Origin of the sequence: Gilliamella sp. M0320 (assembly GCF_016101635.1) — a bacterium.
In the GTDB taxonomy this organism is placed as follows: Bacteria; Pseudomonadota; Gammaproteobacteria; order Enterobacterales; family Orbaceae; genus Gilliamella; species Gilliamella apis.
On the sequence record NZ_JACFQD010000004.1, the window covers coordinates 239,915 to 257,090 of the forward strand.

Annotated in this window: 19 protein-coding genes and 1 pseudogene; 8 read left to right on the plus strand and 12 right to left on the minus strand. The window is 34.4% G+C overall.

Annotation, left to right across the window (positions count from 1 at the left end):
- Positions 1-25: 25 nt before the first annotated feature.
- Both lspA and ispH read left to right on the plus strand, forming a co-directional pair.
- Positions 26-496, plus strand: a complete 471-nt coding sequence (lspA, locus tag H3T83_RS07140) for a signal peptidase II (protein ID WP_086360956.1) — start codon at positions 26-28, stop codon at positions 494-496.
- A gap of 1 nt (position 497) precedes the next feature.
- Positions 498-1,448, plus strand: coding sequence for a 4-hydroxy-3-methylbut-2-enyl diphosphate reductase (gene ispH / locus H3T83_RS07145; protein WP_065577947.1), 951 nt, complete (start codon positions 498-500; stop codon positions 1,446-1,448).
- Here ispH and H3T83_RS07150 read toward each other — a convergent pair.
- Positions 1,445-1,699: a YfhL family 4Fe-4S dicluster ferredoxin gene (locus H3T83_RS07150; RefSeq protein ID WP_065614797.1), complete on the minus strand. Its 255-nt coding sequence runs from the start codon at positions 1,697-1,699 to the stop codon at positions 1,445-1,447. The genes ispH and H3T83_RS07150 overlap by 4 nt on opposite strands.
- Positions 1,700-1,960: 261 nt before the next feature.
- On the opposite strand from H3T83_RS07150, the gene H3T83_RS07155 reads away from it, so the two are divergent.
- Entirely contained in the window at positions 1,961-3,163 is a 1,203-nt protein-coding gene (locus tag H3T83_RS07155; protein WP_370528014.1) for an efflux RND transporter periplasmic adaptor subunit, read from the plus strand.
- Between the two features lies 1 nt (position 3,164).
- A complete protein-coding gene (locus H3T83_RS07160) occupies positions 3,165-5,135 on the plus strand; it encodes a MacB family efflux pump subunit (protein ID WP_198215423.1) in 1,971 nt (656 codons plus the stop codon).
- A gap of 90 nt (positions 5,136-5,225) precedes the next feature.
- On the opposite strand, the gene H3T83_RS07165 is transcribed toward H3T83_RS07160, so the two are convergent.
- Together H3T83_RS07165 and H3T83_RS07170 are read right to left on the minus strand one after the other, a co-directional pair.
- On the minus strand, positions 5,226-5,966 hold the full coding sequence (locus H3T83_RS07165) for a DsbA family protein (protein WP_086360958.1): 741 nt from the start codon (positions 5,964-5,966) through the stop codon (positions 5,226-5,228).
- Between the two features lie 14 nt (positions 5,967-5,980).
- Positions 5,981-6,250 carry a YihD family protein gene (locus H3T83_RS07170; RefSeq protein WP_065577951.1) on the minus strand — a complete coding sequence of 90 codons (270 nt, stop codon included), beginning with the start codon at positions 6,248-6,250 and terminating at the stop codon, positions 5,981-5,983.
- A 238-nt stretch (positions 6,251-6,488) separates the two neighbouring features.
- Between H3T83_RS07170 and mobA the strand changes: the two genes are divergently transcribed.
- A complete protein-coding gene (gene mobA, locus H3T83_RS07175) occupies positions 6,489-7,082 on the plus strand; it encodes a molybdenum cofactor guanylyltransferase MobA (RefSeq protein WP_198215425.1) in 594 nt (197 codons plus the stop codon).
- 323 nt (positions 7,083-7,405) lie between these two features.
- Here mobA and H3T83_RS07180 read toward each other — a convergent pair whose 3' ends face one another.
- Entirely contained in the window at positions 7,406-8,440 is a 1,035-nt protein-coding gene (locus tag H3T83_RS07180) for a low specificity L-threonine aldolase (protein ID WP_198215427.1), read from the minus strand.
- Positions 8,441-8,513: 73 nt separating this feature from the next.
- Here H3T83_RS07180 and mobB point away from each other — a divergent pair, with 73 nt between their 5' ends.
- Together mobB and mtgA are read left to right on the plus strand one after the other, a co-directional pair.
- On the plus strand, positions 8,514-9,008 hold the full coding sequence (gene mobB, locus H3T83_RS07185; protein WP_198215428.1) for a molybdopterin-guanine dinucleotide biosynthesis protein B: 495 nt from the start codon (positions 8,514-8,516) through the stop codon (positions 9,006-9,008).
- An 80-nt stretch (positions 9,009-9,088) separates the two neighbouring features.
- Positions 9,089-9,781 (plus strand): monofunctional biosynthetic peptidoglycan transglycosylase, encoded by a 693-nt coding sequence (gene mtgA, locus H3T83_RS07190; RefSeq protein ID WP_198215429.1) that lies wholly within the window; start codon positions 9,089-9,091, stop codon positions 9,779-9,781.
- A 9-nt stretch (positions 9,782-9,790) separates the two neighbouring features.
- Here mtgA and cobB read toward each other — a convergent pair whose 3' ends face one another.
- Complete coding sequence (gene cobB / locus H3T83_RS07195; RefSeq protein ID WP_081298806.1) at positions 9,791-10,477, minus strand: Sir2 family NAD+-dependent deacetylase; 687 nt, start codon at positions 10,475-10,477, stop codon at positions 9,791-9,793.
- 52 nt (positions 10,478-10,529) lie between these two features.
- Positions 10,530-11,345 (minus strand): hypothetical protein, encoded by an 816-nt coding sequence (locus H3T83_RS07200; RefSeq protein ID WP_198215431.1) that lies wholly within the window; start codon positions 11,343-11,345, stop codon positions 10,530-10,532.
- Positions 11,346-11,521: 176 nt separating this feature from the next.
- Between H3T83_RS07200 and H3T83_RS07205 the strand changes: the two genes are divergently transcribed.
- Positions 11,522-12,211 (plus strand): aspartate/glutamate racemase family protein, encoded by a 690-nt coding sequence (locus H3T83_RS07205; protein ID WP_065577957.1) that lies wholly within the window; start codon positions 11,522-11,524, stop codon positions 12,209-12,211.
- Here H3T83_RS07205 and H3T83_RS07210 read toward each other — a convergent pair.
- From H3T83_RS07210 to H3T83_RS07235, 6 genes and pseudogenes are all read right to left on the minus strand, one after another.
- Positions 12,197-12,496 carry a hypothetical protein gene (locus H3T83_RS07210; RefSeq protein ID WP_065577958.1) on the minus strand — a complete coding sequence of 100 codons (300 nt, stop codon included), beginning with the start codon at positions 12,494-12,496 and terminating at the stop codon, positions 12,197-12,199. The two genes, H3T83_RS07205 and H3T83_RS07210, sit on opposite strands and share 15 nt — an antisense overlap.
- A gap of 204 nt (positions 12,497-12,700) precedes the next feature.
- A complete protein-coding gene (gene rpoH / locus H3T83_RS07215; RefSeq protein WP_065577959.1) occupies positions 12,701-13,561 on the minus strand; it encodes an RNA polymerase sigma factor RpoH in 861 nt (286 codons plus the stop codon).
- Between the two features lie 162 nt (positions 13,562-13,723).
- Complete coding sequence (ftsX, locus tag H3T83_RS07220; protein WP_198215432.1) at positions 13,724-14,701, minus strand: permease-like cell division protein FtsX; 978 nt, start codon at positions 14,699-14,701, stop codon at positions 13,724-13,726.
- Positions 14,701-15,360: a cell division ATP-binding protein FtsE gene (gene ftsE / locus H3T83_RS07225; RefSeq protein WP_065577961.1), complete on the minus strand. Its 660-nt coding sequence runs from the start codon at positions 15,358-15,360 to the stop codon at positions 14,701-14,703. Before ftsE ends, ftsX begins: the two co-directional genes overlap by 1 nt.
- Positions 15,361-15,369: 9 nt before the next feature.
- Positions 15,370-16,293 (minus strand): annotated as a pseudogene (gene ftsY / locus H3T83_RS07230) (signal recognition particle-docking protein FtsY); the annotation flags it as partial.
- A 162-nt stretch (positions 16,294-16,455) separates the two neighbouring features.
- A complete protein-coding gene (locus tag H3T83_RS07235; RefSeq protein ID WP_086362077.1) occupies positions 16,456-17,022 on the minus strand; it encodes a pseudouridine synthase in 567 nt (188 codons plus the stop codon).
- Positions 17,023-17,176 lie beyond the last annotated feature (154 nt).

Genomic DNA, 17,176 nt, shown 5'->3' on the forward strand with positions numbered 1-17,176 from the left:
TATTATAATAATGAGCATAGACTATATGAAAAAAGATAACGGACTTTACTGGTTATTATTGGCGGTAGTGGTTTTTGTTATAGATATTGCAAGTAAATTTTGGATTGTAAAGAATTTTTTCCTTTTTGAATCAGTAAATCTACTTCCCTTCTTCTCAATAACATATGTCCGCAATATTGGTGCCGCATTCAGTATATTTGAAGGCCAACGCTGGATACTGGCAGCAATTGCCTTTATTGTCAGTGCAGTAATTGTTTATATGCTATATCGCAATAAGCATAAACAAAAATTAGAAAACTTCTCATTAGCATTAATTTTAGGAGGTGCGTTAGGCAACCTATTCGATCGCCTCTATCATGGTTTTGTTGTTGATTTCCTAGATGTTAATTTTGGTGATTGGCATTACCCAACTTTTAATATTGCTGACTGTGCCATTTGTTTAGGTATTGGAGTCTTTATCCTAAGCAATTATGTAAAACCGAAAAAAATGGATTAACATGCAGATTATCCTCGCTAATCCACGTGGTTTTTGTGCTGGTGTAGATCGAGCAATAACCATCGTTGAACGAGCAATCGAACTGTTTGGCGCACCGGTTTATGTGCGCCATGAGGTTGTTCATAATCGCTATGTGGTTAATCGTCTTAAAGAGTTAGGCGCAATATTTATTGAAGAAATCAATGAAGTACCTGACGATAGTATCCTCATTTTTTCCGCTCATGGCGTATCTAAAGCGGTTCGAGATGAAGCTAAACGTCGTCAACTACGGATATTTGATGCAACATGTCCTTTAGTTACCAAAGTTCATATGGAAGTTGCTAGAGCAAGCTATCGAGGAGAAGAAGTTATTCTTATTGGTCACGCTGGCCATATTGAGGTCGATGGTACTATGGGGCAGTATAGCAATCCTGAAGGTGGTATTTATTTAGTCGAATCCATTGAAGATGTGCAGAACCTGCAAGTAAAAAACGACCAGCACCTCTGTTTTACAACCCAAACAACGTTATCCGTTGATGATACTGCTGAGATAATTGCAGCGTTAAAAAATCGCTTTCCGAATATTCGCAGCCCTCGTAAAAACGATATCTGCTATGCCACCACCAATCGCCAGCAAGCAGTAAAACAGCTATCATCTCAAGCCGATGTGGTTTTAGTGGTTGGTTCGAAAAACTCGTCAAACTCAAACCGATTAGCTGAACTGGCAAGGCGAAACAGTAAACATGCTTATTTGATTGATTTCGCATCCGATATTAATCTTGAGTGGCTAGTTAATGCTCGAACTATCGGCGTAACAGCTGGAGCATCAGCGCCAGATATTTTGGTCAAGCAAGTTATCGATCATCTAAAAAGTCTAGGTTGTACATCATTGGTTGAAACCGAAGGAATTTCAGAAAATATCACCTTTGAAATTCCAAAAGAATTACGCATAGAGGTAAAATCAACTAACTAAGAAGAATGGGTTAGTTGCTTGAATTTTTCTAATAATTGCTCTTGGCTTTCGACACAATCCGGATCAGCAATAATCGCATTTTGAATCGGACAAACTCTCTGGCAAGTCGAATGATCATAATAACCAACACATTCAGTACATTTATTTGGATCAATTTCATAAGTATCAAACCCCATTGAAATAGCCTCATTTGGGCACTCGGGTTCACACATATCACAATTAATACACTTTTCGGTTATTTTTAATGCCATTGCTATAATATCTTTAACCAGTAAAAAAATTGGCGCCATTATAACGCAATACCAAATAATTCCTAATATGGATCTATATTGCAATTGCATGATTAGCAAAATTTTTGCAAAAAAATTTTGAGGAAAGGGGTTTTTAAAAATAGAATTTAGCGCTAACACCAATTAATTTTCATAAAAATTACAATTTATTATCTTTAGTTATCATTGCAAATTAAATTAATACGTTACAATGCTCAAAAAAATAACAAAAGAAATAAAAGGATGAAAAGATTGGTAAAATTCTTAACATTTAAATCCATCGTTATTACGGTTATTGGTTTTGTTCTGCTATACATAGCAAAATTAATTTTGTTTCCTGCTGAACCGAACATTAATTATATAACGTCAACGGTCACTAAAGCGAATATTGAGAAAACGGTACTTGCTGATGGCACTATAAGTGCTTTCAAACAAGTTAGCGTTGGTGCACAAGTTTCTGGGCAAATTAAAAAATTGTATGTTGAGCTCGGCGATGAGGTTAAACAAGGAGATATGATTGCTGAGATTGATGATCTTAAGCAAAGCAATGATCTTAAACAATCCGAAGCGTCTCTTAACAGCTTAGAAGCCCAACGAACCTCGAAGCAAGCAAAATTAGTCAATTATCAATTAACCTATGAACGTCAATTAAAGTTGGTTAAAAAAGGGGTTGGCGTCCAATCTGACTTAGATTCTGCCAAAGCAGATCTTGATGCAATTAAAGCCGATATTGCCGCTCTTGATGCAGATATTGTTAGTGCTCAAGTCGCAGTTGATACTGCAAAAGTCAATTTAGGCTACACTAAAATACGTTCACCGATTGATGGTGTTATTGTTGCGATTCCAGTTGATCAAGGGCAAACCGTAAACTCAGTACAAAGCGCACCTACTATTGTTAAAGTTGCCCAACTGGACAAAATGACTATTGAAGCACAAATTTCAGAAGCTGATGTTATCGGTGTTAAAAAAGGAATGCCGGTTTATTTCACTATATTGGGACAACCAAACAAACGTTTTGATGGACTAACATTGCGGGCAATTGAACCAGCCCCTGACTCAATTAATACTGAAAGCTCAGCAAATTCAAGTACGTCATCGACCACCAAAAGTGCAATTTATTATAACGGTTTATTAGATGTCGATAATCCTGATCATATTTTACGTATTTCTATGACTGCTCAAGTTTATATTGTGCTAGCAGAAGCAAAAGATGTCCTTGCCATTCCATCGCAAGCTATCCAAAAAAATACTGGTAAAAATAAAGCGATTGTTTATGTTCTGAATAATCAAGATAGTATCGAAGAGCGAGAAGTTAATTTAGGGATTAATAATAATATTAATGTAGAAATCAAATCAGGTCTTAAAGAAGGAGAAGTTGTCGTTGTGAGTAGTGCAAACGGTACAACATTTAATCCAAATAACAAAGGACCAAGGATAAGATTCTAAGATGACCAACAATAATACTCCATTAATAAAACTTGAGAATATTATTCGTGAATTTCCGGCTGGAGATTCTACGATACAAGTTCTAAAAGGCATCAACTTAACTATTAATGCTGGCGAAATGGTTGCCATTATAGGTGCCTCTGGTTCTGGTAAATCGACTTTAATGAATATTCTTGGTTGTCTTGATAAGCCAACCGCGGGAATTTATTCAATTGGTGGCCGAACAACGAGTCAATTATCGCCGGATGAATTAGCTGAGTTACGCCGTGAACATTTTGGCTTTATCTTTCAACGTTATCATTTATTAAATGCCTTAACCTCACAAGGTAATGTAGAAATACCGGCAATTTATGCTGGTGTGACCAATGAACAACGGCAAAGTCGTGCCACCAACATTTTATCTCGTTTAGGCCTTGCCGATAAAATAAATAATAAACCCAATCAATTATCCGGTGGCCAGCAACAACGAGTAAGTATTGGACGGGCATTAATCAATGGCGGACAAATTATATTAGCCGATGAACCAACTGGCGCACTTGATCGTAAAAGTGGTTTAGAAGTCATGGCTATTTTACGGGAGTTACATCAACAAGGGCACACTGTCATTATCGTTACTCATGACCCCAATATTGCCCAAAGTGCTGAAAGAATTATTGAAATTAGTGATGGCAATATTATTTCCGATTCAATTAATCCTAATTATTGCTCTGAACAAGCTAATAATCGACAAGTTAAGCAAATCGAAATAACCAAAACTCAAGATAATTTTTCAGCTAAATATTACCGTTTTCGCGATGCGTTTAAAATGGCAATATTATCTATGTTGTCACAACGATTACGAACTTTCTTGACTATGTTGGGTATTATCATTGGTATTGCTTCTGTCGTATCTATGGTTGCTTTAGGAGAAGGAACGAAGCAGAAAATACTTTCCAATATTAATTCATTAGGTACCAGTACTTTAGAAATTTACGCCGGTAGTGGTTTTGGTGATCGTAATGCCGATAAAATTACCACACTACGATCATCGGATGCTGATTTTCTAGCGCAACAAAGTTTTGTTCATAGCACCACTCCAAATCTTTCTACTAGCGTCTATTTCCGTATTGATAATTTAGCGGTTACTGGGACAGTTAATGGTGTCGGCGAGCAATTTTTTGCTGTACGTGGCTATACAATCAGTAAAGGTATTGCTTTCGATCAAACAGCGGTAAGCACTTCTGCACAAGAGGCGGTAATTGATGAAAATACCGTTAAAAGATTATTTAGCGATCAAGATCCAATAGGTAAAATTCTCATGGTTGGCCAATTACCAGTTAGAATCATTGGGGTTGCGACCAAACAACAACAAGGATTTGGTAATAATGAAAGCCTTAATATATGGTTACCTTACACGACGGTAATTAATCGTATGGTTGGACAAACATCATTAAAAAGTATTACTGTTCGAATAAATGATAATGTAGATTTAAATGTTGCCGAGCAAGCGATTAATAAAATTATGTTGCAGCGTCATGGTAGTAAAGATTTCTTTATCTTTAATTCAGACAGTGTAAGAGAAACCGTTAATTCTTCTGCTTGGGTATTAACTTTGCTAATCTCAACTATCGCATTAATTTCTTTGATTGTTGGTGGTATTGGAGTAATGAATATTATGCTGGTATCTGTAACCGAAAGAACTCGGGAAATTGGTGTCCGTATGGCAGTTGGGGCACGTTCTAGTGATATTTTGCAACAATTCCTAATTGAAGCTGTGTTAGTGTGTTTAATTGGTGGTACCTTAGGTATCGTTCTATCATTTATTATCGGTTTTGTTTTTAATTATTTAGTGACCTCATTTGCCATGAGTTTTTCTATCATTTCGATTATCGCAGCGTTTAGTTGCTCAACCATGATAGGTATTATTTTTGGCTATGTTCCGGCAAAACGAGCTGCAAAACTTGATCCAATTTATGCTTTAGAAAGAGAATAGAAACTTTTTGCTAAAATAAAATCCCTTTGTCGTAATACCAACAAAGGGATTTTGATATTTTTAGAAAACCGTAAAAACATTAAGTGATAATTATTTGGCTTGCTCTTGACTTTCAGCCTTATCTTTTTCTACGTCTACATTCGGATCTAAATCAACTAAATAAGCAGTTACTCTTACATAGTCTTTGATATAATCAGTACTATTACTGGCATTAAGACCACGTGAGTTGACAAAAAACTTGCGATTAACCACTACCATTGGAATTGATTCTGGGCTTAATTGTTTAATTGAATCAGTTTGTTGTGCCATAAAAGCTTTAACTAAAAAACTTTTTTGGGTTTTCTCAAACTTTTCAGCATCAACACCTAAACTGGCAAAAACAGCTTTAATATCATCGACAGTTTTTATACTACGATCGGTTTGCACTGCTTTATATAGCGCATCAGAGGCTTTATCTTCAATACCTAAAACATTAGCAATAGCCCATGCCTCAGCAAGCTCTTTAGCTAAAGGACCAAAGTTTTCCAAATGGTAACGTCTAAATTTTGCATCTTTAGGCAAAGCCTTAGCAATCATTTCTGGCGTATGATATTCACTTTCAAACTTGAAACAGCTAGGGCAATTGAATGAAAAGAATTCAACAACTTCTTTATCCGGAGATGGCTGAAATGGCAAAACACCATATTGTTTGCCACTTTCAATCGGTGCTGGCTGTGTAGCAGCACTTGCCGTAGCAGGCTGAGTATCATTTTTACTAGTTGCTGGTGCTTCATCAGCAAAACTGGTCATAGAGGTTAGTAATACTCCAATTGCAATAAGCGTTTTTTTCATTTAATTGATTCTCCTTATTCTTCAATAATTCCGCGTGCCTTTAATAGTGCGGTTTTAAAATCATCTTCATAATCTTTTTTTAATCCAGGTATAGCTTCGTTTTTATCTGAATTACGCATTTTTAAATGATAAATTAAAACTTCATCACTAAGATCTTTAAGATCACCATCAAAACCAGCTTCCTTTCCTAATTTATCTAAAAGTTGCAATAAATTAAGATCTGAATCGTTTTCCCAAGCTGGTTGTAATAATTCTATTAACTCATCAATACGATGACATTTCATAATAAATACCTTATTTAATATTCAACTAAGTTGAAGACGATGATATAAACCTTTATGTTAATCTTCTTCGTTACTATCTATATATTAAAAAGTATCTATTATATACTCGACTTTAAATTTAAATAGTGCATTTACAAAGATTCATAAACTAGTGATATATGTTATTTGCGACTAAAAAATAACTTTGCTATATAGTAATGCTATTTTGTTTTTTAGCAATGTAAAAGAGAAAGAATTTATGGAAAAACCGCCAATTACTGGCATTATTTTAGCTGGTGGCCAAAGTAACCGCATGAATGGTAAGGATAAAGGCTTGATGTTATTAGCCGGTAAACCGCTTTACCAATATGTTATTGATCGAATTAAGCCACAAGTCGATTTGTTAATGATTAATTGTAACCGTCATGTTGAGCAATATCGTTCGCTAGGTTATCCGGTATTTTGTGATGATTTGCAGGGATTCTTAGGACCTCTTTCCGGAATTTATAGTGGTTTATTACGCAGCACTACCACTTGGAATTTATTTGTTAGTTGTGATACTCCTTTTTTACCCAATAATCTTATCGTTCGTTTAGCAAAATTTGCCGCAACTCATCAAGCTATCTATCCGTTTGATGGGGAAAAGGACCACCCAACCATTTTATTAATTAATAAATCCATTACACCACAATTAAAAAATTATTTAGAAGAAGGCAATCGCAAACTGATGTTATTTTTACAGCAAATTAATGCCGTTGCCGTAGATTTTAGTGACAAACCAGCTAGTTTTACCAATATTAATACATTAGATATGCTGGAAAACGCCAATTTTATGATCAAAGCAAATAACTAAATCATTCAAACAACCATATCAAATAACCAATCGGTAATTTTAAACTATAAAAAACCCCTTTCCTCAAAATTAAAATTTTGTTTAGTTTCATATTATTGTTTATTAGTATTTTTAATACAGTTAGCTGATTTGCTAATCACAAACTTAGTTCACACCTAAACACATTTTCAATTCTATTGAAGTTTTAATCTATTTATATTAAATCACAGCATAACAAAAAAGGGATTTTTAGCTATTTAACAGCATCTAATCCTCTTTCCTTAGATGTTTTTATTTCTCAATTTAGATAACAACAAAGCTAAACTTACCGATAAAAAAGCGCACTATTCTTCTTTAAGTAGCGTAGTTAACTGTTTAGCAAAGTTTTCTATTTCAACTTCCTGAGTTGACCATGAGGTACAAAAACGTAAGCAAATATGTTCTGGATCACTTTGCCCTAAATTATCCACCGCATAAACAGAAAGAATTTTTTGCGCTAATTGATTAGGTAACTGAACAAATAGTTGGTTAGTTTGTGGTTTAGCAGCAAAAGTAAATCCAGCTTTTTCAAATAGGGTTGTGAGTTTTTCAGCCATACTATTACTATGTTTACCTAAGGAAAGATAGAGGTTATTTTGCATCAATGCTTTAAATTGTACGGCTATAATCCAACTTTTCGCTAAAATTGCCCCTTTCTGTTTCATATTAAAGCGGAAGTAATGATTAATGTTATGATTATTAAATACTAACGCTTCACCGGCAAAAGCACCAACTTTGGTACCACCAATATAAAATGCATCGGTATATTGGGCTAAGTCAGGAAAAGTAATGTCATTATCTTTAGCAGCCAATGCCATTGCTAAACGCGCACCATCTAAATAAAGGTAAAGATGATTTTTTTGACAAAATTGATACAGATTTTGTAACTCTTGCTTGCTATATATAGTCCCTAATTCGGTGGTATTAGAAATATACACCAGTTTTGGTTGTACCATATGTTCATCACAATGATAATCTAACACTGGTTTGATTAATTCTGGCGTTAATTTTCCATCTTCGGTTTTAACCGTTACCACTTTATGCCCGGTTGCCTCAATTGCGCCAGTTTCATGCACATTGATATGCCCAGTTTCAGCAGCGATAACCGCTTGATAAGGTTTTAAAATATGCGAAATCACCGTCAAATTGGTCATAGTTCCACCTGCCATAAAATGTATATCAGCATTCGGTGATTTTAATATTTCCCTTATGTGATTGATGGCATCATTACAACAATCATCCAAACCATAACCACTCAACTTTTTATTATTAATATCGATAAATTCTTTTAATAAATCAGGGTGCACTGTTTGATTATAATCATTTAAAAAATCGTACATACCATTGCCTTTAATCTTGTATAAAATAATGTAATATCTACTTTTAAATATAACATGTTAGTGGCGAGAGTCGATGAATAGTAAAAAAATTATTGGCATCACGGGGTATAGTGGGTGTGGTAAAACCACATTGCTAAAAAAGATTATTCAGTTAATGGTTTCACAAAATATTAAGGTAGGTTCATTAAAACATGCCCATCATGATATTGAATTAGATATCCCAGGTAAAGATAGCTATGAGCTACGCAAAGCTGGGGCGCAGCAAACGATTATTGCTTGTGATAAACGTTATGCATTGATTGAGGAAACACCCAATAACCCCATTGACTTAAAAACACTTATTAACCATTTTAGCGATGTTGATATCATATTAGTTGAAGGATTCAAAGATGAGCAAATTCCCAAAATCATGTGCCATCGTAATACAATCGCAAAACCACTATTTATTGATGATTTTACTATCGCCGTTGCCAGTGATGAGCAATTAAATACATCTGTACCTGTATTAGATATTAATGAGCCAGAACAAATAGTTAACTTTATAAATAATTATTTATTTAACGATTAATATAACCTATCTTACTTGACGACTTTTGTATTAGAATACTGTTTACTCAACCATTTTTAATTAGTGGTATCTGGACTAATATGAAACTCACATTAAGGAAAACGTTAAGCATAATAACAAAAATCGTGATTGGATTTATACTAGTTTCGGTTTTTATTATTTTATTAATGCGCTGGGTTAATCCGTTTGGTTCGATGTTAATGGTTGAAAGAAAGATCGCTCACTGGAATATCAGCCAACAGCGAACTTGGAAAGATTGGGATCAGATTTCAGATAATATTAAAATTGCAGTTATTGCCGCCGAAGATCAAAATTTTGCCGATCATTGGGGTTTTGATTTTAAAGCCATTAATCGGGCACTAATTTATAATCAAAAAAATAGAAAAATCCGTGGTGCTAGTACCATAACGCAGCAAGTAGCAAAAAATATTTTTCTATGGCCATCGCGAAGTTGGATCCGTAAAGGTATTGAATCATGGTTTACCGTTTGGATTGAGCTTATCTGGTCAAAACAACGTACACTCGAAATTTATTTAAATAGTGTGGAATGGGGTGAAGGTATTTTTGGTATTGAAGCTGCTTCTCGACACTATTTTAACGTCAGTGCTAGTCAATTAACACCGTATCAAGCTAGTTTATTAGCGGCTACACTACCAAATCCAAGAAAATGGAGTCCGGCCAATCCTGATGATAAGATACAAAAAAAGGCCGAATGGATCCGCGGGCAAATGAGTAATTTAGGTGGTAAAAGTTATCTAAAACAGCTTAACTAATATATTTCTTTACATAAAATTTTTAATATATTCAGGCACTACTTGACTGGCAGGACCGTAAATTTTAGTCTTAAATAAGTTTTCACCTAAACTAGGTTCTAAGTTAAGTTCTACCGTTTTAACGCCAAATTGATTAGCCATTTGCACAAAACCAGCGGCTGGATAAACATTTCCTGAAGTACCAATTGAAATAAAATAATCAGCTTTCGACAGCGCATCATAGATTTCATCCATTTGTAGTGGCATTTCACCGAACCAAACAATGTGTGGACGAATTAAGTGGTTATCTTGATAAATTACATCATCATAACAAGCAAAAACTTGCCCGGTTTTTTCATTACGCACTTTTAATAATTCACCATGCATGTGGATGATATTTTTGGAACCGGCTTTTTCATGAAGGTTATCCACATTTTGTGTAACAATTAGTACATTATCCGTGCCTAATTTCTGTTCTAATTGTGCTAAGGCAAAATGAGCCGCATTGGGTTTCACCTCAGGATTTTGTAACTTACTACGTAACATATTATAAAAACTATGTACAGCAATCGGATCACGCAAATAACCTTCGTAAGTAGCAACATCATCCACATTATGCCCTTCCCATAATCCATTTTGGGCACGGAATGTTGATAATCCTGATTCAGCAGAGATACCTGCACCAGTTAAAATGACTATTTTCGGTATTTGCAACATATTTATTGGCCTTTTATTAATAAGTTGAATTATCTACTGTCGTTAAACACGATTATTGACTATATTCTGTCGTAAATATATGTAACGCTGGCTTGGTTAATTTTTGATATTGACTGTAAGCTGTTGCTACTTTAAGCCTTGTTTCATCTTTTGCTTCACCATTCAACCAACTACTAATCATAGCATGAATACTATAAGCTTCCGGTGCCATACGGTGCAGGGTTAAAATAAGTGGTGTTATACCTAATCGAGATAATGGCGGCGTAAAATACTTCTGACTTTTACAGGCAAATACGGCTGCATAGCGTGTTTTTTGTTTCTCTTGTTCTGCTTTTGACAGCGTGTACCAACGCCAACTATCTGGTAAATAATTCCACCATGACCATTCCATTAATGCATCATGTCCAACATAAACAACTAAATGAGCTTTTGCTCCCGCCTCAATTTGAGTTTTATCGATTAAAAAGGACGCTGATTTTTTTCCAGCTGAATAACTAATAAAATCATCTACTGTGTCGTTGATATATTTACCATCATATGCCTGAGCAATAAGATAGACATCCTTGCTTTGATGTTTATAAATTATTTCCTCTAATATCTTGCCTTTATTGGGTTTATTAACTTGTAGAACTTGCCACTCTTTTTGTTTAGCAAAATAGGTTTTAAAACCATAAGCCGCGCCCCAATAAAGATTATTTTTCGGATCTTGACCATTACCAATTGCCGCCGGTACTCGAGCGATAGCCTGATATTTGTTATCACATAATGCCACTAGCACATGGATCACTTTGGGTTCAGCCAAACATGAAAATGATAACATTAGCAATCCAAATGAGAGAAATGCAAAATACTTTTTATATTTTTTCATTGATAGTGATCATCCATTTATCAACCAACGGCTACAATGCGTTTTTTATAACTTATTCACAACAATATTTTGATAGTTAATGATATTTTATTCTAATTCACTATCTTTACATACTAATAATTATAATTAATAATCAATTATTACTAGTAACGAGACAATATTATGGAGTATTAGAAATGAAAACAATTGGATTAATTGGTGGCATGAGTTGGGAAAGTACCGTTACTTATTATCAAGTGATTAATCAATTTATTGGCAAATCCCTTGGTGGATTACATTCAGCTAAAACTCTGTTATATAGTGTCGATTTTCAAGAAATAGAAAGCTGCCAAGCAAATAATGAATGGGATAAAAGCGCAATTATTTTAACTGATGCAGCTAAAAGATTAGAATTAGCCGGTGCTGACTTTGTTATTATTTGTACTAATACGATGCATAAGGTTGCAGACCAAATTCAAAAAGCAATTACAATTCCTATCATTCATATTGCTGACGTGACCGCCAAACATTTGATTAAAGATAAAATAAAATCAGTTGCATTACTTGGTACCAAATACACCATGGAGCAAGACTTTTACAAATCAAAACTAATTGAAAAAGGTTTAAATGTTTTAATTCCTGATGAACAAGATAGAATCATCATCAACGATATTATTTATGATGAACTTTGTCTTGGGCAAATTAAACCAGAATCTAAGCAAGCTTATCTCAATATTATAGATAAACTCGTTAAGCAAGGCGCTGAAGGGGTAATTTTAGGCTGTACTGAAATTGGTTTATTAATATCCCAACAAGATTACGCCATTCCTTTCTTTGATACAGCCCTATTACATGCTCAAGAAGCTGCATGGTTAGCGATTCATTGATCGCAAAGCAGTATAGGCAGAATTACACTCTCTCTTAGTTGATTCGGGATTTTTTTCTATCAATTGTTTGAAATGATTTATAGTATTTTCCAATGATTCTTCAGGATCAGCTGGGAGTTTAGATGATAATTGTAATTCGTGAACTAATTTTAGATAGCGATCACATTCAATAACACCAGTATCAATGGATACATCAGAAGGTGTATTTTTAGCATTATCATTACAAGCAACTAAACTAACAGCAATTAGACTAAGTAAAATAACTCTCAGCAAATTATTTAACATTTTTATCCCTCTTATAAAAGCTAACTTCTTGGTGATTATCTATTTAATCTTAAATTATAGTGTATAAAAAGAGTTTAAATATAACTATTTTATTCAACTAGTTATTTTAATTCTTAACTTATTTATAAACTAATTTAAATTCAGCATATAAAAAAGAGCCCCACTTTAACTAAAGTAGGGCTTATATGTTATTAATAAAAGCAATTATGCTTCAATCGCTACACGTAATTTTTTCATTGCATTTTTTTCAAGTTGACGAATACGTTCAGCAGAAACGCTATATTTATCGGCCAACACTTGCAATGTTGATTTACTGTCATCGGCATCTAACCACCGTGCTTTGATAATATCTTGGCTACGTTCGTCTAATTGAGACAAGGCATCATGTAACTTGTCAGTTGCCTCATTTTCCCAATTATCGTTTTCGATTGATTTTGAAAAATCAGAATTACCATCTTCTAAATAAAGCGCTGGTGCGACAATTGAATTATCATCGTCATCATTATCAATATCAAATGACATATCTTGCGCTGACATACGTGATTCCATCTCTAAGACGTCTTTACGACTTACACCTAGTTCATCAGCAACCATATCGACTTCAGCGCTATTAAACCAACCTAAACGTTGTTTATTCTTTCTTAAATTAAAAAATAATTTTCTTTGCGCTTTGGTTGTAGCAACTTTAACAATACGCCAATTTTTTAGTACATATTCATGAATTTCAGCTTTTATCCAATGTACTGCAAATGATACTAAACGTACACCCATTTCAGGATTGAAACGACGTACGGCTTTCATTAAACCAATATTTCCTTCTTGAATCAAATCGGCTTGTGGTAGACCATAACCAGAATAACCACGCGCAATATGCGCAACAAAACGCAAATGAGACAAAATCAATTGTCTTGCTGCATCCACATCATCATGATAATAAAGGCGTTCACCTAAAGACTTCTCTTCCTCTGCAGTTAGCATCGGATAAGTATTTATCATACGAAGATATGATTCAATATTTCCTTGTGGGATTAAAGCACCTGCTTGCATTTTTAAATCAGTACTCATTTAATTCCCCCTTAAATTAAACTAATTTTGCTACATTTTACATTAGTAACAATTTAAAATCTTTCTATAAACTTAGACCACCAAAATGTGATTTAGTTCACATTTTTATCATTATATTTGCAGTAAAGCTGCTTATAAAAATCGTAAATAATTAATCTACAATTATGAAGCTATTACCGTTTTATTCAAATACTTTTTAGTGGCAATAAATGCTGAAAACCAGCCAATAATCATCGAAAATAAAACAATTAACAAACTTTCTTCCCATGAAAGTCCATTTATATTAATAATTGTTCCAAAAACATCTGATACATGCAACATGGTTGAATCTATTTGAAGAATAAATACTTTCGATAGAATCAATGCCAAAATCGCACTAATCAATCCAGTAAAAATACCATTATATAAAAATGGCCGTAAAATAAAGCCTTCAGTCGCACCAATCAATTGCATAACAATAATTGTTTGCCTACGGGCAAATATATTTAACCGAATACTATTACCAATAACCAATGATACGGCAATAACCATAAAAATTGAGATTGTCCACACTATCGATTTTACCATATTGGTCAATGCGGTTAATCGAGTAAACCAGCTATCATCAAGTTGCACATCATCAACACCCGCTATTGTTTTTAACTGTGTTTGCAGATCATGTAATTTATCGGTAGATTTGGCTTCTTCTATTGGAAAAACAATAGCAACTGCTGGTAATGGATTTTCATCGAGTAGGTCTAGAGCATCATCAAATCCAGACCAAGTTTTAAACTCTTCTCGTGTATCTTCGCGAGAAAGATAAGTTACATTTTCAACTTCAGCAATAGCCTTAAATTTATCAATTAAATCATTAGTTTGTTCCGAATTTAAAGTTTTATTAATATAAACTGTTAAATTGGGCGTCGGATACCACTGTTCCGCCGCTTGATTGGCGTTCTTCAATAATAAATAGCCTATCGTCGGCAAAGTAATTGATATAGCAATAACCAAAATTGTCAGCAAAGAAGCAAATATATTTTGATAAAAATAGTTAAACACATTATGCCATGCGTAGCTGATCTGCCTTTGCCAGCGGCCCAAAAAGCTATTGTTGTTGGTTTTGTTTTTTTGTTTAGATGGTTTAACCTTCGCATTTATCATCAACTTTTAACCTCTAAACGTCCTTGATTCAAATTTAGTATTCGATGATGTTTTCGACGTATCAACCCCATGTTATGGGTTGCCATTAACACAGTTACACCGGCTTGATTAAACTCTTCAAATAATTTCAAAATATCTTTTGAGAGTTTGTCATCTAAATTACCAGTTGGTTCATCAGCAAGTAAAACCGTAGGTCGATTGACGATTGCTCGAGCTATCCCCACTCGTTGCTGTTCACCGCCAGATAGCTGTATTGGGTAAAATTTCATTTTATCAATCAAACCAACTTTATCTAATGCCGCAGAAACTCGTCTTTTAATTTCTTCAACAGGTTTACCTAAGATAATTAATGGAAAAGCAACATTATCATAAACAGTATGATCGAGTAATAGTTGATGATCTTGGAAAATCATACCAATGGTACGGCGCAGAAAAGGCATTTGATTTTTTTTCAAACTGGAAACATCAACACCATTCAGTAATACCTTGCCGTCATTAGCTTTTTCTAATCCACAAATCAAACGCATTAATGTACTTTTACCCGCGCCGGAGTGACCGGTTAAAAAGGCCATTTCTCCTTGCGCTAAAGTAAATGTTATATTTTGTAAAGCTGGTTTACCACCCGAATAAACTTTACTAACACGTTGAAATTGGATCATGATTTATCTCTATTCTTCCGTTTCGTCAAATAGGGCATTAATAAAATCATCAGCAATAAAAGGTCTTAAATCTTCAATTTTTTCACCTACGCCGATATAGCGGATCGGAATATTAAATTGATCAGCTATGCTAAATATAATGCCACCTTTTGCGGTACCATCTAACTTGGTTAATGTCATCCCTGTTACGCCAACCGCTTCATTAAACAGCTTTGTTTGACTAATTGCATTTTGTCCTGTCCCTGCATCTATAGTTAACATAATTTCATGCGGTGCTGTTTCATCTTGCTTTTTAATTACTCTGACTATTTTTTTCAATTCGTCCATTAAATGAGATTTATTTTGCAAACGACCAGCAGTATCGGCAATTAAAACATCGATATTTTTTGCTTTTGCAGCCTGAATAGCATCGAAGATTACCGATGCTGAGTCAGCATTAATATGCTGAGCAATGACAGGGATGTTATTACGTTCACCCCAGACTTGCAATTGTTCAACCGCGGCAGCGCGAAAGGTATCGCCAGCGGCAAGCATCACTGATTTGCCTTGTTGTTGAAATTGACGTGCTAATTTACCAATGGTTGTCGTTTTCCCAACACCATTGACACCAACCATTAAGATAACAAAAGGTTTATGACTTTCTATATTAAGCGGTTGCTGAGCACCATCTAAAATAGATTTCATTTCATTTTTTAATAGATCATGTAATGCATCCGCATCTTTTAATTCTTTTCTTGAAGCTTGTTGTGTTAACGAGCTAATCAATCTTTGTGTGGTATCGAAACCGACATCAGCAATGATCAACTGTTCTTCTAATTCTTCAAACAACTCATCATCGATCTTTTTGCCTTTAAATAAGCTTAGAAAACCAGATCCAATATTTTGTTTAGTTTTAAAAAGACCTTTCTTTAAACGAGAAAAAAAACCTTCTTTCTTTTGTTCAACCATAAATAATCTATCCTACGATCAATATTAATGATCATTTTATCTTATTTTACAATAAAGCCCAAAGGATTCGATCAAAGAGAATCATATAATTGATCCTTTTGATCTTTCAAAAAATATAATTCTTTTAGAATTGTCTGTTAAATGTGGTTAGCGGAGATAAAGATCACCAGTAGCAACCGATCGCCATTCGCCTAAAGGTAACTGATGAGTGAATAAATTATATTTGCCAATCTGAACACGAATTAAGCGTAAACAAGGGAATCCAACCGCAGCACACATTCTTCTAACCTGTCGATTTTTTCCTTCTGTTATGGTAATACTTATCCATGAAGTAGGAATAGTTTTGCGTTCTCTAATAGGGGGTATTCGTTGCCATAAATTAGTCGGCTCTGCAAGTGATGTCACGATTGCTGGAGCAGTATGAAACTCTTTCAATTGCACACCACTAGTTAATTTATCTATGGCTTGTCGATTTATTAATCCTTCTACCTGCACCCAATAAGTTTTAGGTAATTTAAATTTTGGTGAGCTAATTTTTGCTTGTAGCTTACCGTCATTAGTAAGCAGCAATAAACCTTCACTATCGGTGTCTAAACGACCAGCAGGGTAAAAACCAGGTAAAGCTATATAATCTTTTAATGTTTGATATTTTTCATGTGCAGAAAATTGTGTCACAACATTAAACGGTTTATTAAAAGCGATTAATGAACTCATCTCACCCTCAGAAGAATTTTTAAGTATTCTTAGAATGCAAAAAAGCCCAGCATTGCTGCTGGGCTCGTATATTTAAAAGTCTGGCGGCACCCTACTCTCACATGGGTAATACCCACACTACCATCGGCACTACGGCGTTTCACTTCTGAGTTCG

Excerpts from the sequence above, each read along its gene's own strand:
- H3T83_RS07210 (WP_065577958.1), bottom strand. The coding sequence starts at position 12,496 with ATGTTAAATAATTTGCTGAGAGTTATTTTACTTAGTCTAATTGCTGTT.
- H3T83_RS07150 (WP_065614797.1), bottom strand. The coding sequence starts at position 1,699 with ATGGCATTAAAAATAACCGAAAAGTGTATTAATTGTGATATGTGTGAA.
- rpoH (WP_065577959.1), bottom strand. The coding sequence starts at position 13,561 with ATGAGTACTGATTTAAAAATGCAAGCAGGTGCTTTAATCCCACAAGGA.
- H3T83_RS07165 (WP_086360958.1), bottom strand. The coding sequence starts at position 5,966 with ATGAAAAAAACGCTTATTGCAATTGGAGTATTACTAACCTCTATGACC.
- H3T83_RS07160 (WP_198215423.1), top strand. The coding sequence starts at position 3,165 with ATGACCAACAATAATACTCCATTAATAAAACTTGAGAATATTATTCGT.
- ispH (WP_065577947.1), top strand. The coding sequence starts at position 498 with ATGCAGATTATCCTCGCTAATCCACGTGGTTTTTGTGCTGGTGTAGAT.
- ftsE (WP_065577961.1), bottom strand. The coding sequence starts at position 15,360 with ATGATCCAATTTCAACGTGTTAGTAAAGTTTATTCGGGTGGTAAACCA.
- H3T83_RS07155 (WP_370528014.1), top strand. The coding sequence starts at position 1,961 with ATGAAAAGATTGGTAAAATTCTTAACATTTAAATCCATCGTTATTACG.
- mtgA (WP_198215429.1), top strand. The coding sequence starts at position 9,089 with ATGAAACTCACATTAAGGAAAACGTTAAGCATAATAACAAAAATCGTG.
- H3T83_RS07180 (WP_198215427.1), bottom strand. The coding sequence starts at position 8,440 with ATGTACGATTTTTTAAATGATTATAATCAAACAGTGCACCCTGATTTA.
- mobB (WP_198215428.1), top strand. The coding sequence starts at position 8,514 with ATGAATAGTAAAAAAATTATTGGCATCACGGGGTATAGTGGGTGTGGT.
- cobB (WP_081298806.1), bottom strand. The coding sequence starts at position 10,477 with ATGTTGCAAATACCGAAAATAGTCATTTTAACTGGTGCAGGTATCTCT.
- ftsX (WP_198215432.1), bottom strand. The coding sequence starts at position 14,701 with ATGATAAATGCGAAGGTTAAACCATCTAAACAAAAAAACAAAACCAAC.
- H3T83_RS07200 (WP_198215431.1), bottom strand. The coding sequence starts at position 11,345 with ATGAAAAAATATAAAAAGTATTTTGCATTTCTCTCATTTGGATTGCTA.
- lspA (WP_086360956.1), top strand. The coding sequence starts at position 26 with ATGAAAAAAGATAACGGACTTTACTGGTTATTATTGGCGGTAGTGGTT.
- H3T83_RS07205 (WP_065577957.1), top strand. The coding sequence starts at position 11,522 with ATGAAAACAATTGGATTAATTGGTGGCATGAGTTGGGAAAGTACCGTT.
- H3T83_RS07170 (WP_065577951.1), bottom strand. The coding sequence starts at position 6,250 with ATGAAATGTCATCGTATTGATGAGTTAATAGAATTATTACAACCAGCT.
- mobA (WP_198215425.1), top strand. The coding sequence starts at position 6,489 with ATGGAAAAACCGCCAATTACTGGCATTATTTTAGCTGGTGGCCAAAGT.
- H3T83_RS07235 (WP_086362077.1), bottom strand. The coding sequence starts at position 17,022 with ATGAGTTCATTAATCGCTTTTAATAAACCGTTTAATGTTGTGACACAA.